Source organism: Vibrio owensii, assembly GCF_002021755.1.
Lineage (GTDB): Bacteria > Pseudomonadota > Gammaproteobacteria > Enterobacterales > Vibrionaceae > Vibrio > Vibrio owensii.
Genome location: NZ_CP019960.1, coordinates 2,127,271 through 2,140,966 on the forward strand (window position 1 = coordinate 2,127,271; position 13,696 = coordinate 2,140,966).

A 13,696-nucleotide genomic window follows, 5' to 3' on the forward strand; every position below is an offset into this window, starting at 1 on the left:
CGCAAAAAAATTTGATTTTCCTGTGCAAAATGTAAGCACAAAAAAACCGCGACTCATGCGCGGCTCTTTCCAAATAAGCAACTAAATGAACAAGATTAACCAACCTGTTTCTTATACTGAGAAGGTGATAATCCTTGTAAACGAGTAAAAGTATGCGTGAAGGTACTTTGGCTCGAAAAACCTGTGAATTCAGCAATTTGTCCCAAGGTTAAGTGACCTTGTTCAATCAAATCGCGCGCCATGTCGATGCGTTTGCCAAGTACGTACTGATGCGGCGTAATGCCCATCTGATCTTTGAACAAGCTATGGAATTGGCTTTCACCCAAAAACACACTGCCTGCCAATTGCGCCACACTGATTTTATGACTCAAATGCTGTTCGATGTAGCGGTCAATGGCATCCAAATCAAAGCGCGATTCTTTCTTTGAGGTTTCAAATGCAGAGATATGACGCTGCATAAGAGCGATCACGGTATCGTTACATGCGCGGCTAAGCAGCAAGTCGTCTGGGTGATTACGCATCTCTTGCACTAACATTTGAATCAGCTTTTGGATTTGACCATCCAATTGGAAGTAAAGATGAGAGCGCTCTAGATTGTTGATTTTCTGCAACATCTCGGGATCATCGTTGGCAGGCTTTGGCATATTAAGTACCAAAATGTCTGATTGATGAATCACGCCGCCGAAAGCATGATCAGAAGACGCCGTTACGATGCAACCTTGACCTGGCCCGACCAAATTACCCTGACCACGAACCTCAAATTCGGCCTGTCCTTTCAAGCCGATCACGATCTGCGTATAAGCATGATCATGGCAATCCATATAAGACGGAAGCGTGATCAATTCTGCTGGTTTAGGCAGCATGATCTCTTTATATGGCGGGGCTTTCGGGTTATCTGAATCACTCATTTCGAACAGTCGTCTTTATACAGTCGGCTTACACCTTGGCATCATATACCTTCTCGGTTGGGTTGCAAATCTTCCCCCTTCCAATCGCACAAGATCAAACCAACACTATTAAGGCGTTCTGCATGATCATAGTTCCGGAACGATGATCATGTAAGAGTAACTTACGGTCAATGTGCAACCAATTTTTTTAACAAAAACGGACAGATAGCCAAAATTACCAAAGATGAGACAAGCCGTTCACAAAGATCCTTGCAGTTGAAATGCAAACCAATGTAAGCCACGAGGTCAAAATTACGATCGAAAGCGTGTGAAATGCCCGAAAAACAGAGGGATAGAGGGATTTCCCCCCTTACCAATATGCTCACAATTCAATACATTAGACCTCGAGCTCTAGGATGCATACGACCCTGAGCTCAACGGTATCTACTTGATACCTCTAACTTACTTAGCAGACCCTCGCTATGTAATTTAGAACCTCTTCTACACGTCGACAAGATTATATCTTGTGTTGCCAGCCCGTCTTCAGGCTGGCTTTTTTTTGCCTATCGCCAATGAAAACAATGGCATAAGCTGATAATATATCGGCCATCTCACCGTATCCTGACGTTAATCATCACGCTGAGTTATCTTGCTCGACCTTCTCTCTTCCAGTTCTATCTGGCGCGATTCTCGAAAGCATGATCAAGGTGATGGTTGTGATTCAAAAACGCAGGATAAACGAAGTGAGAATACCGACCTGCAATCATGCAGGCGATGAGTAGCAGTAGTGAGTCCATTGTGAATATTCCAGTCAATACCATAGAACAGTCGCTCCTTCGACAGCTACCGGGTTGTTGGGGATGCAAAGATAAAGATTCGGTATTCCGCTATGTGAATCAGGAATACGCCGAGTTAATTGGGTACGATTCACCTGAAGCCTGTATCGGTAAAACAGACTTTGAAATGGCTAGCCCTACCACGGAGTGCGCGCAAGAGTTTCGAGAACAAGATAAACACGTGATTGAAACTGGCGAGTCGCTAAAGATCCTCGATATACACCCTTATCCAGATGGTCATTGGCGCGCGCATATCTTTACCAAGACGCCTTGGCGAGATGACGATGGCAACATCATTGGCACCATATTTTATGGCCGTGAACTGACTGATACCGCCGTCATCGAAGTAGGCTATTGGGTTTGCCGAGCCATTGGCGGCTCACCGAATCAGCAGTCGATCTTCCGATTCGCTAACCTTAAGCCCGAGCCAGAGAAGCTAACTTGCCGTGAGCAAGAGACTTTGTTCTTGTTGCTGTATGGCAAAAAGCCGCAATTCATCTCTCAGGTGATGGGGATTTCAACCAAAACCGTAGAAGGGCATGTGGCTCGTCTACGTACTAAGTTTGAAGCCAACAGTAAAAACGAGCTCATCGATAAAGCCATGGAAGCTGGTTACGGTTCAATTGTGCCAAAGACGCTGCTGAAACATCAGCTTTCAGTCGTGCTCAACGGCGAACGCTGATTCTTGATTCTGTTCAAACAAAAACACCGCCAATTTCGGCGGTGTTTTTTTATCTCTTCATCGAAGTGACTACGGCGCAAGACGGTCGATGTCCCACTCACCTTCTTGATTTGAGAACAAGAAACGGTCATGCAGACGATGTTCACCACCTTGCCAGAATTCAATGCTTTGTGGCTTAACGCGGAAACCACCCCAGAAAGTCGGCATCGGGATTTCACCTTTGGCAAACTTCTGCTTCAGTTCGAGGAATTTACCTTCTAGTACGCCACGCGCTGAAATACGGCTACTTTGTTTGCTCGCAATCGCAGCCAGTTGGCTGTCTTTCGGGCGAGAAGTGAAGTATTTCATGTTTTCCATGGCGGTGAGTTTTTCAGCCACACCTGTAATGTGAACCTGACGCTCAAGCGGGTGCCACGGGAAATGCAGGCTGATGTTGCTGTTGTGCTCAAGCTGCTGCGCTTTACGGCTGCCCAAGTTGGTGTAGAACACAAAACCATCTTTATCGACGCTTTTTAGCAGCACAATACGTTGAAACGGCATGCCATTTTCATCGACTGTCGCGACTGTCATCGCCGTCGGGTCAGTCAGACCAGCTTGTACCGCTTGCTCTAACCACAGGTTAAATTGATCAATCGGATCTGCTTTTAAATCTTTACGACGCAGGCCACCTTTTGTGTACTCACGACGAATATCAGCAAGTTCCATCTTCACTCCTTCACTCGTTTTTGTCGATTGTGCGCCCGATAATTTCGAAATACAAGGACAGCACACATGGATGTTTAAAGACCTAGTACGACTCTTACGGTTGGAGTACTACAAAGATCCATCGCACGGGATGCCGAAGGGTAACAAACAAGCCCAGACTTCACTGTGATTTATGTCGTTAGGTTGATGAAAGTAGGGTGAAAGCCAACAATGTGAAGTCATTCCAAAATAATATTGCTCGTTTTTGCTCCACTAAAGACAATAATTACTGCCCAGTGACCTCAAAAAACTCAGAATTTCAGGTACTAATGCCGGTGAGTCGTAAGTTTATTAGCTTATTCACCTACCTCAATTCGCTCTGAAAACCGGACTCTCAATCCCTTTTTTGAGGCCGCTTGGGTATACTAAAAGACATGCATAATAAAAGTGGATAACCACAACACATTAAACAACGTTGCTAGGAAAGACATTTGCTTATGGACAAGCTAAGACTGTTCGAACTCTCCAACCAGCTCAGATGCGCCGAAAGCTCTGACGCTATTCACGCTTGGTTTGGAGAACTACAAAACGAAATTGATTTTGAATTCAGTATCCTCGGTTTATTCGGTGATGATTACGCTCCAGACCCTGTCTGTTATGGTTTCTCTCCCGATCAATTTGCCAACTGCTTTAGCAAAAAAACCGCCGAAAGTGACCCATTAATCGCGGCATTACAGCAATCCAATCACGGCATCATGGCTCTGATGGACTCACATACCCATCCAGATTACGGTAAGCGCTTACTGCTGGCCGGATATCATGGCGACAAGAAGGCCATTTACCTCACCTCCTTTGGTGACCGCCAACCTTCCAGCGAAGAAATCGACGCGTTGTATCTTTTAACGCCCCACCTCTATATGGCTTCGAGCTACGTCTGTGATCGTAACATCCGAGTGGAAACGCTCCCTGCTCCAGAGAGCCAACTGACGACTCGAGAATGTGAATTGCTTCCTTGGCTAAAACTGGGCAAGAGTAATTGGGAAATCAGCCGCTTACTCAACATCAGTGAACGTACTGTCAAATACCATCTACAAAATATTTATCGTAAGTTGGACGTACATAACCGAACGCATGCCGTGTCAAAAGCGATCGAGTTAGGTTGGTACGAGGATTAAAAAAGGCTTAGGACGAATATCCTAAGCCAAGTAGTACAAGCCAAGAGTGTCAGTAAATTAGGCGGTTTGTGGTTTGTGTTGTGCTGCTTTGGCAGATTTCCCAGTCACTTTAAGCAAGGCAGGAATCAACAACAAATCAAGCACAAGCGCGATAATGATGGTGATTGCGGTCATCAGGCCCATGTCCGCATTCATCTTGAAGGAACTGCTCGCCAACACAAAGAAGCCTGCACTGAGCACTATTGTAGTACCCATGATTGCCACGCCAGTCTCTCGAACGGCGGTAACAATCGATTCATCTTCCGACTTCCCTTCCTTACGAGACGTGTGATAACGATAGAGCAAGTGAATGGTGTCATCCACGACGATACCTAGCGTCATACTCGCAATGACGGAAAGACTCAAGCCAACTTCACCAATGCTCAATCCCCACAAACCAAAGGCAATGGAAGCCGGCAAGATGTTTGGCAAGATGCTAATCACACCAAGGCGAACGGAACGCAGAATCAAACCAATAAGGAAGGAAATCACCAACAGTGCCGCGGCAGACGCCGTCAACATGCTCACGTTGTTGCGATAACCAATGTGCGCAAACATGATGTCCGCACTCACTCCAGGACTAACGCTGCTTTCAGGAAATAAGCCTAACAACTGGCTGCGTAACGTCGATTCCAGAGCAATCAAATCATTGGACGACATCTTCTTCGCCGTTACGATAACGCGCAGTTCTTTTTTATCCAACGCGACTTGGTTGCTGAGGTTCAATCCGTAAGGAAGCGACATGTCATAAAGCAAAAGTGTTTGAGCAGACAACTCAGGATCACTGGTGAGACGATATTCACCCGCTTCATCGTTATGCAAGCTGCTGTTCAAGCGCTTCATGATGTCAGTCAGCGATTGAATGTGATACACGCCTTCGGTTTGGCGAGCCTGTTGAACAAACTGATCCAACTTATGCAGGAAATCAGGAGAGGTAATCAGTTCACCTTGTTCTGGTCGAATCGCATATTGAATACTCGCCACACCCGTTAAGTTAGCGTAGGTGAAATCATTCGCTTGGCGCACCGCATAGGATTCATCGAAATATTCAAACAAGGTGTCATCTATATCGTTTCGAACCAAGTTTGCAGCAATTACGCCACCACCAAGTACAACTACAGCGATCTTTAATCCGGGCTTCACCATTGCCCAGCGAGCGATGGATTCAAGTGGCTTAGCAAGCCCAGAGCGCTTCACTACTTTACTCTTTCTTGCTGGTAACACCGCCAAAAGCGCAGGTACGAAGAACAACGTCAGGAACATAGCAGCAATCACGCCCATCGCGGTGATGTTGCCCAAATCGTTAAACGGAGGAGAGTCACTGAAGTTCATCGACAAGAAACCAACCGCAGTAGTCAAACTGGTCAGAATAATGGGTAGACGATGCTTCTCCATCGACTGCTGCAAAGCCACCAGCTTGGTTTCGCCTTTGTTCAGCGCGTGTTTATAGCCTTGCAAATAGTGAATGCAGTCGGCTACCGCCATGGTCAAAATGATAAGCGGTGCAGATGCAGACGGAGAGGTAATAGCCATGCCGAGCCAACCTGCAGCACCAAGCGCGATGAAGATTGAAGAGATGATGGTTAATGTCACTACCACCGAACTCCACAAGCTACGCAGATAAATGCCCGTGCCGATGACTATCAGCAGCAATGCGCCCGGCACCAAACTGCCCATATCTCGCTGTGTCGCCTCACCAAACGCGTCATTTTGCATCACCTGACCAGTGAGATAAAACTGCACGTCAGGGTAACGTGTTTGAGTTTCAGCGATCTTGTCTTGCCAGAACTGCGCGATTTCACGCACTTCTTCGGACTGACCCTCCGTCGTCAAACGCACCAACACATTGATTGCTGTCGAGTTCGCATCTTGAGCTAAGTAACGATTGACCAACTCAGGTTGTTTAAGCGCATAGGCTTTCTTCTCTGCAAGCAGCTGGGTATTACTCAGTTGGTTCGCGTTTACAAAATCTTCGACGATCAGGTCATCATTTTGAGCATGGGTATATTGATAGTTGGTCAATGAATCCACACGGTATGAGTGAGGAGTTTGCCACGCATATTCCGTCAGTTCCATGACCGCTTTCAGCACATTTTCCTGAAAGACATCGCCCGATTTCGGGTGCAAGACAATCAATACGCTGTCATTGCTGTTGTATTTTTCTTCGATGCTCTCAAACGCGATCAAATCTGGATTGTCGTCGCTAAAGAACACTTTATAGTCATTGTTTAAGCCGAGTTTCCCTAAGCCAACAAACGCTAGGGCCATGATGCAGAGCCACCCCACAAGGGCGAGCAAAGCTCTGGGTTTTGTCCATTTTTTCATTATTCGAGACTTCCTTTGAATTAAGCCTGCTGAGTCGCCAACACAGACAGGCGGTGGTTTTCTATTTCTATCGCCTCTGCTTTCACCTTGTTCACCGCTTTTTCGATCGCCTCATCTGGGTCGACATATAAAGGCAACTCGAAGTGTTCCGCGATGGTAATCAATCGGTGACGCAAATCACCGCCAACCGTGATGTAAGGGATGTTGAGCTCTTTCACAGTAGAGAGCAGAAGATCATTGGAGAGCGTTCTAAAACTTTCAGACACAGGACGGTGACCATCTTCCACCAAATCAAATTCAATCGGCAGGTGCACAAACTTGCTGTAGGTCTTTTTCGCATGACGCTTTGCAACGTTGCCAAAAGCATCAATGTAACCACGGTGAATTGACGCATACGGTTTGCCTATCAGTCTTTTCATAGTCAAAACCAAGTCGCTGTCATTTGGGTTAATCCCAGTTTCCAAGCGCGCAGCCCCATACACCCATTCATGCAAACAAGAACCATCAGAGAAAAAGCGATCACCACATCGCTCTTCATTCACAACACGCTCACTCAAACGACTAAGCCCCAAGTTCAGCAGCTCCGCAGGATTACACTGCTCTAAGGTTTTACCCGGCACCGCATCTGGCAGAATCTCACGCATGGTGCGCGCTTGAGTTCGTGGAACTTGAGTCGCGATCGCCAGCGCTTCCGTTAATGTCGTTTTTCCGGTTGAGTACGTTCCTGAAATGGCAATTTTCACGCTGGTTCTCCTTGTGGTAATTGATGGCATAGTTTTGCAGTTAGATTGAATTCTGGATGGCCGGAAACCGAGCCGTTTACGGTGGCAAGTCGCCATGAGGAGTCTTTCTTTTTCACTAAAGAATTCTTCATGCTGCGAAGTGTGAGTGTGTGTTTACGACGAGGGATGATTGGATACGGCGTTGTGACCGTGACAGAGCGCATCCACAAGTTGTGAGTCTCATTACGATCCAACTTATCGAGGCGATACATCACCAACTGCGACAGCTGAGCAAAACACGTCAGCCAATCGACCATCATCAATGCATTGGGGTAATGCCCCATCGCGCCCGTTGATGGTTTGCCTGGGCATTGAAACAGCAAGTCACTGGAGACTGCACAAATGGCGTCACAAAAGGTGTTGTTCGCAAGGTGGCAATGACGCAAACGGAAATCACTGTTGAAGTACTCATCCTCATCCGAAAATGACACGACAGATTGCGAGTGATCCGCTTCCGCCTCATGATCGATGATCACTTCAATTTCCATACTGTCGAGCTTGGTTTTGACGCGAGTTAATGTGCCAAACAAACTGTCTTGTGAACTGCTGGTATCAAGTAACTGGGCAGAAAGGCGCACCGCATCAAGATCCTCTAGCGCTTCTGCGCCAGCTTTAATCGACACGTGGCGGATCCACGCTTGAGACGACTGGTGGGCTGACAACTGATAATGGCGTTTGATGATCGCGTAGGAGACACGGCCAGCAATCAGAAACGCATCAATCGTACTGAGATGAGGCCGACGAGATTGCGTCTTCTTTTGTGACCAATCTGTTCGATACGCAACACTGACTAATCCTTGTGCGGAATCCGTGTCGTAATTGATGTTGCATTCATATTGAGTGCGCTTGTAGCCTTCACCGAAGTAGCGCTGTTCAGAGGGGCCCAAAATGTCATCAATACTGGTGACCACCTCGTTTATTTCCTTACCTGAAAGATTAAGCTCCATAAAAACAAATACTCCTTGTGCGAATCACATTGGTTGCGGAGTTTTTTATGCTACCTCCTGTGTTTCTATTTTTATCCTGTCCGAATACCCGCTGAAACTGTCCACTCGTACAGGTTCAACCCTGTCTGATTTCTTGTAACTTGCACAACAAAACTCGTCCTTCAACAAGGAGTTAACTATGAGGATGTTTTTCGGATTACTCATGACACTCTCAGCAACGGCCGCCGCTGAGGGTGTCTCCGGGTTCGATGTAGCAAAGGAAATGATCAGTCGAGATACCGGATATATTTCCTATACATCAGACGTGGAAATGTCGATCGTCGCAGCCAATGGCGACACAGTGCGCAGACAATTGACGATCAAAGGTATCGAGCAAGAAAACGATGGCGATAAGATCATCACTTACTTCCAAGCGCCACGAGATATTGCAGGAACCGCCCTTCTTACGTTTAGCCACGCCATTGAAGCGGATGATCAATGGCTGTTTTTACCTTCCATCAAAAGGGTTAAACGCATTTCTTCGAACAACCGTTCAGGGCCATTTATGGGCAGTGAGTTTGCTTATGAAGACATGAGTTCGTGGGAATTGGACAAATATCGCTATGAGCTCGTCGAAGAAAAAACACAAGATGGGCAAAGTTACTGGCTGTTGGCTTGCTTCCCTCGCTACGAAAATTCGGGCTACTCGAAACTTGTCGCTTGGATTGATCAAGACATTTATCAACCACGAAAAATCGAATACTACGACCGAAAAGGCACGTTGTTTAAACAACTCACCCTCTCCGATTACGAGCAGCATAATCAGCGCTACTGGCGTCCGAAGTTTGCTCAAATGGACAACTTAAAAAGCAAGCGTTCCTCTACATTGTATTGGCAAAACATGACATTAGGTGTGGATGTTCCACAAAGCCAGTTTGAGCCCAAACAACTCCGTAACGCATACAGGCACAACTGATGAGGAAAGCGCGCACCTTACTACTCACCAGTTTGTCTCTTTCCTTCTCATCGGCAGGATTTGCCGATTGGCAAACGGAAGGTTTTGTTGGGTTAACCGCAGACCTCTACAAAGACGAAGCGCAAATGGGGCAATGCTGTGACACACTCGCCAATCGAGCTCTTATTGCTCCTCGTCTACTGTGGTGGAACGATTCTGGATGGGCAGCAACCTTCAGTCCTTATGCAGAATATGAGTTTCAGTCCGAACAAGGCTTCATCAATCTGCGCGAAGCCAATATTACTTATGCGGGAGAAACGATCGAGTGGCTGCTTGGCTATGGTGTGGTTTACTGGGGTGTCACGGAAGTCTACCAACCCGTCAACGTAGTAAATCAATATGATGGGCGCATCGCTTTGGGGTATGAAGAGAAAATGGGGCAACCCATGCTTCAAGCGCGTTGGTTACCTGACTGGGGAGATGTGCAAATGCTGTTACTGCCATTCCACCAGCCTCGTAAGTTTAGAGAGCCAGATCAACGTCGAACCTTGATTAAGCCTGTCGACGATGATGCGATCTATTCTGACGGAGAGAACGCCCTCGATAGCGCGATACGGATTGGCTTTTGGCAGGATGCATTGGACGTTGGCATTAGCGCTTTTTACGGCAATAGCCGAGAACCTTTGCTCGTCGAACGTCCTAATGACTGGCAAGCCTCATACGCACGAATATTCCAGCTCGGTACCGAGTTACAATGGACACAGGATGACCTCTTACTAAAATGGGAAGGAACGTTTAAATCAGGGGAAGGCAGTAACTACTTTACCCTAGTCACAGGGTTTGAATATTCGGTGTACGGTTTTTCCTTTAGCCAAGGCACTCTCGGTTTAATTGCCGAATACGCATGGGATAATAGGGATACATACGCACCACCTACTATCTACAACAACGATGCTTTTCTTGGTTTGCGTTGGCAAGCGAATGATGTCCAAGATACCGAGTTTTTGCTGTCTGGATTGTTCGACTTAGAGCAAACTTCACCCATCTACAAACTGACCGCTTCTGGGCGCATCAATGAACACTGGAAATGGATAGCAGAAGGTTACTATCTTTCCTCCATGTCCAGTAATGAACCCATTGCTTACCTAGAGAACGACAGTTATTTCTCTATCGGCGCAGAATACTACTTCTAAAAAGCAGATCGATTTCTCGTTGTCGCGGCGGCTCACAACATCGTTAAATGCCTTTTGATAACATGGCGTTAAAAACTGGTGAGCCAATCGTGAACTTACTGAACCCTAAAGCCCTGCGCCATTTTCTCTTGATACTGTTTGCCATCGGTATGGTTGGGCTTGTTTTAACTCATCACTACGCGACAAAGTACCAACATCAGCAATGGCAATCGGATCTCAAACAGCAAGCCTCTCAGGTGGCACAGGAGATCGACTATGAGTTGGCTAAGTTTGAGCAAATTCCTAATCTACTCAGTCATGACCCAAGATTGCTTGAAGCAGTTAAAGTGGGTAAGCGTTCTGAGTCCCTCAATAAATTGCTTTCCGAATGGCTAACGCAGAGCCTTGCTGACACTATCTATGTGCACGACAACACCGGCTTAGTTATCGCATCGAGTAACTACCAGCAAGATGACAGCTTTGTGGGCTCTAACTTTGCCTTTCGTCCTTACTTTCAGCACGCCCTAAATGGAGAGAAAGCTCAGTATGTCGCACTGGGCGTACGCTCAAATAAGCGCGGCTATTTCTTCTCGTCCCCTCTTTGGGTTGAAGGCGAAGTCGCAGGCGTGATTACCGTTAAAGTGAACCTAGAGCAGTTAGAACAAAGGTTGGCACAAGACGATGGCGGCTTGCTGGTTACGGGTGTGCACGATGTCGTCTTCATGAGTAACTTGCCTGATTGGCGCTATCGTGCACTTTTCCCGTTATCCGAAGCTGCGAAAAAAGAACTCAATCAAACTCAACAATATGGCGATACCCTACCGCAATACCGAGGCGAGTTAACCGGACAAAGTGGCGCAACGCAGTTTGAGAACAATCAGCTACTGGTTTCCCCTAACTACCTTGCTTATGCGACCAAATTATTCGACAAAGGCTTTCGCGTCGTCGCACTGATTAGCCAACAAGAAGTCCTTACCGCGGTATTGCAGGCGGACGTGGTTTACCTGTTGCTCTACGCGCTCGTGGGTTTAATTGCCTTGGCGTGGTTTCAAATGCTCGTCAACAAGGCACGCCTCGCGAATGTGAATGCCAATTTGGAAGAAAAGGTGACAGAGAGAACCTTAGTCCTCAGCCAAGCCAACCACAAATTACAACAAACCGTGCATCAATATGAGCAGAGCCAACAAGAGCTCAAACAGACTCAACAAGAACTGACTCAAGCGGCGAAACTCGCGCTGCTTGGCGAGCTATCCGCTAGCATCAATCACGAAATCAACCAACCACTTGCAGCGCTACGCACTTACACCGAAAACTCTCAACGCTTGATGGTGATGGAGCGCTACCCGATGGTGACAGACAACTTAGATAAAATGCTCTCTCTTAATGACACCATTGCCGAAGTGATTGCACGCTTAAAGGTGTTTACACGCAAAACGGACGACAACCCACACAACGAAGTGGCGGTCTTACACGATGCTGTGCACAACGCGACGAGAATCCTAAGCAGCAAACTCATCAAGCAAGGCGTGACACTGAAAGTGCCAACCATCGAATACAACGTGAGGTTAGCGATTCACAGCGTGGAGCTTGAACAAGTGCTGATCAACCTCTTCCACAACGCTGCTCAAGCAATGGAAGGGCATTGTATCGATCCACAAATTTCAATTGCCGTGCAATGCGACGAAACCAACTGCGATATTTTAGTTTCCGACAATGGACCAGGTATGTCAGAACAAGCGTTAGCAAGAATATTTGACCCATTTTTCACTACAAAACCGGAAGGACTCGGATTAGGGTTGACCATTTCAAAACGGATTTTGGAAAGCTACCAAGGCTCACTCAGTGCTTACAATCATAGCGCTAACCATTCCATGGATACGCACTCTCAACCATCTGGTGGCATGACTTTTGTGGTCAGCGTGCCTTTAGTGCCGCCTCATAGCACAGAGGAAAATTCACATGCATAGTCCTGTTTTCTTTGTCGATGATGAACCACACATCCGTGATGCAGTAACTCAAGCCTTGTTGATTGAGGGCATCGACGTGACTTGCTTTCCCAATGCAGTCGAAGCCTTACGTGTGATTGACCCAAACTCGCCGGCACTGATTATCACCGACATTCACATGCCCGTGATGAACGGTTTGGAGTTCATGCGCACCTTGCTTGGCAAAAATAGTCACTTTCAATTTATCGTCTTAACCGGCCATGGCGATGTGAAGACGGCGGTTGAGGCGATGAAGAGTGGTGCGTATGACTTTCTTGAAAAGCCGTTTTCGACAGAGCAACTACTCAAGTCCCTCAATAACGCAGGTGACAAGCTGACCTTGCTGCAAGAAAACGTCTGGCTAAAGAAAGAACTCGACATGCAAACCCATGTTGGGCCGAAAATGATTGGTCACAGTCAAGCCATGGTCGATATTCGCCGAGCTTTAATCAGCGCTCCACTCCACCAGCCGCTGATTTTCGTTGGTGAGGACGGTACAGGGCGAAGGCTTGCTGCTCAGTTCGCTCACGACATTCATGCCACAGCTGAAAGTGAGCTGATTGTCGCGTCCGGCGAGGACTTATATGAACTCTCTCTCGATGCCTTGGACAAAGCCATACATCATCTTACAGACGGCAAAAGCCAATGTAGTTTGTACTTACACAGCGCAGAGCACATCTCGAAGAAGCAATGGCAATGCTTATTTCAGCATACCAAGTTACAACGTGTATTTGGCGCGGCCAATAGCGTCGATAAAGGGATAGAAGAACGGGTGTTGCTGATTCGCATGCCAAATTTGAATGAACGCAAAGAAGACATCGGTCCCTTATACAAACACTTTGTGCGCCACTCCGCCAGTCGTTACCAGCTGCAACCACCACAGATAAGCCTTGATGAGGTGAGAATGGTCACGGAACTCGATTGGCCAGAGAATATAAAACAGCTACGACAGTTTGCGGAATTGAGAGCATTAAAACCCGATGCGTTTCGTATGGAAGATTGGAACAACGAGAAAAGTATTGAAATCCAAAGTATGACTCAACGCACAGAACACTTTGAATATTGCTTGTTGTTTGACGCCTTGCAACGACATAGAGGCAGACTCAAAGAGGTTCAACTAGAATTACAAGTGTCGCGCAAAACCTTGTACGACAAACTAAAAAAACATCAGTTGGACAAAACAAAGTTCAAGGCACAGTAAATAAGGGGCACTTACCCCTTTCGCACATTTTTATTCGCCGAGCATGC

General features: G+C 46.9%; 11 protein-coding genes. 6 read left to right on the plus strand and 5 right to left on the minus strand.

Annotated features, from left to right (window positions below):
- Positions 1-95 precede the first annotated feature (95 nt).
- Positions 96-908, minus strand: a complete 813-nt coding sequence (locus tag A9237_RS25990) for an AraC family transcriptional regulator (RefSeq protein WP_005435788.1) — start codon at positions 906-908, stop codon at positions 96-98.
- A 777-nt stretch (positions 909-1,685) separates the two neighbouring features.
- Between A9237_RS25990 and A9237_RS25995 the strand changes: the two genes are divergently transcribed.
- A complete protein-coding gene (locus tag A9237_RS25995) occupies positions 1,686-2,405 on the plus strand; it encodes a helix-turn-helix transcriptional regulator (protein ID WP_027726839.1) in 720 nt (239 codons plus the stop codon).
- 69 nt (positions 2,406-2,474) lie between these two features.
- On the opposite strand, the gene pdxH is transcribed toward A9237_RS25995, so the two are convergent.
- Positions 2,475-3,110 carry a pyridoxamine 5'-phosphate oxidase gene (gene pdxH / locus A9237_RS26000; RefSeq protein ID WP_009706666.1) on the minus strand — a complete coding sequence of 212 codons (636 nt, stop codon included), beginning with the start codon at positions 3,108-3,110 and terminating at the stop codon, positions 2,475-2,477.
- A 476-nt stretch (positions 3,111-3,586) separates the two neighbouring features.
- Here pdxH and A9237_RS26005 point away from each other — a divergent pair, with 476 nt between their 5' ends.
- Positions 3,587-4,264 carry a response regulator transcription factor gene (locus A9237_RS26005; RefSeq protein ID WP_005435794.1) on the plus strand — a complete coding sequence of 226 codons (678 nt, stop codon included), beginning with the start codon at positions 3,587-3,589 and terminating at the stop codon, positions 4,262-4,264.
- 57 nt (positions 4,265-4,321) lie between these two features.
- Here the strand turns inward: A9237_RS26005 and A9237_RS26010 are convergent, their stop codons facing one another.
- The 3 genes from A9237_RS26010 to A9237_RS26020 are packed head-to-tail and all read right to left on the minus strand — an operon-like array spanning position 4,322 to position 8,357.
- Positions 4,322-6,628 carry an efflux RND transporter permease subunit gene (locus A9237_RS26010; protein ID WP_078610126.1) on the minus strand — a complete coding sequence of 769 codons (2,307 nt, stop codon included), beginning with the start codon at positions 6,626-6,628 and terminating at the stop codon, positions 4,322-4,324.
- Positions 6,629-6,648: 20 nt separating this feature from the next.
- The gene (locus tag A9237_RS26015) at positions 6,649-7,371 is read right to left on the minus strand and encodes an ATP/GTP-binding protein (protein WP_078610127.1); all 723 of its coding nucleotides are present in this window, start codon (positions 7,369-7,371) and stop codon (positions 6,649-6,651) included.
- Positions 7,368-8,357: an AvrD family protein gene (locus A9237_RS26020; RefSeq protein ID WP_020197838.1), complete on the minus strand. Its 990-nt coding sequence runs from the start codon at positions 8,355-8,357 to the stop codon at positions 7,368-7,370. Before A9237_RS26020 ends, A9237_RS26015 begins: the two co-directional genes overlap by 4 nt.
- 184 nt (positions 8,358-8,541) lie before the next feature.
- Here A9237_RS26020 and A9237_RS26025 point away from each other — a divergent pair, with 184 nt between their 5' ends.
- The 4 genes from A9237_RS26025 to A9237_RS26040 are packed head-to-tail and all read left to right on the plus strand — an operon-like array spanning position 8,542 to position 13,649.
- A complete protein-coding gene (locus A9237_RS26025) occupies positions 8,542-9,312 on the plus strand; it encodes an outer membrane lipoprotein-sorting protein (protein WP_078610128.1) in 771 nt (256 codons plus the stop codon).
- On the plus strand, positions 9,312-10,484 hold the full coding sequence (locus A9237_RS26030) for a malate transporter (protein ID WP_078610129.1): 1,173 nt from the start codon (positions 9,312-9,314) through the stop codon (positions 10,482-10,484). Before A9237_RS26025 ends, A9237_RS26030 begins: the two co-directional genes overlap by 1 nt.
- A gap of 47 nt (positions 10,485-10,531) precedes the next feature.
- Complete coding sequence (locus A9237_RS26035; RefSeq protein ID WP_078610130.1) at positions 10,532-12,430, plus strand: sensor histidine kinase; 1,899 nt, start codon at positions 10,532-10,534, stop codon at positions 12,428-12,430.
- Positions 12,423-13,649, plus strand: a complete 1,227-nt coding sequence (locus A9237_RS26040) for a sigma-54-dependent transcriptional regulator (protein WP_054822456.1) — start codon at positions 12,423-12,425, stop codon at positions 13,647-13,649. The genes A9237_RS26035 and A9237_RS26040 overlap by 8 nt, the downstream gene beginning before the upstream one ends.
- The last annotated feature ends 47 nt before the right edge of the window (positions 13,650-13,696 follow it).

Coding starts and splice junctions, on each gene's coding strand:
- A9237_RS26005 (WP_005435794.1), top strand. CDS start 3,587: ATGGACAAGCTAAGACTGTTCGAACTCTCCAACCAGCTCAGATGCGCC.
- A9237_RS26035 (WP_078610130.1), top strand. CDS start 10,532: ATGCCTTTTGATAACATGGCGTTAAAAACTGGTGAGCCAATCGTGAAC.
- A9237_RS26040 (WP_054822456.1), top strand. CDS start 12,423: ATGCATAGTCCTGTTTTCTTTGTCGATGATGAACCACACATCCGTGAT.
- A9237_RS26010 (WP_078610126.1), bottom strand. CDS start 6,628: ATGAAAAAATGGACAAAACCCAGAGCTTTGCTCGCCCTTGTGGGGTGG.
- A9237_RS26020 (WP_020197838.1), bottom strand. CDS start 8,357: ATGGAGCTTAATCTTTCAGGTAAGGAAATAAACGAGGTGGTCACCAGT.
- A9237_RS25990 (WP_005435788.1), bottom strand. CDS start 908: ATGAGTGATTCAGATAACCCGAAAGCCCCGCCATATAAAGAGATCATG.
- A9237_RS26030 (WP_078610129.1), top strand. CDS start 9,312: ATGAGGAAAGCGCGCACCTTACTACTCACCAGTTTGTCTCTTTCCTTC.
- A9237_RS26025 (WP_078610128.1), top strand. CDS start 8,542: ATGTTTTTCGGATTACTCATGACACTCTCAGCAACGGCCGCCGCTGAG.
- pdxH (WP_009706666.1), bottom strand. CDS start 3,110: ATGGAACTTGCTGATATTCGTCGTGAGTACACAAAAGGTGGCCTGCGT.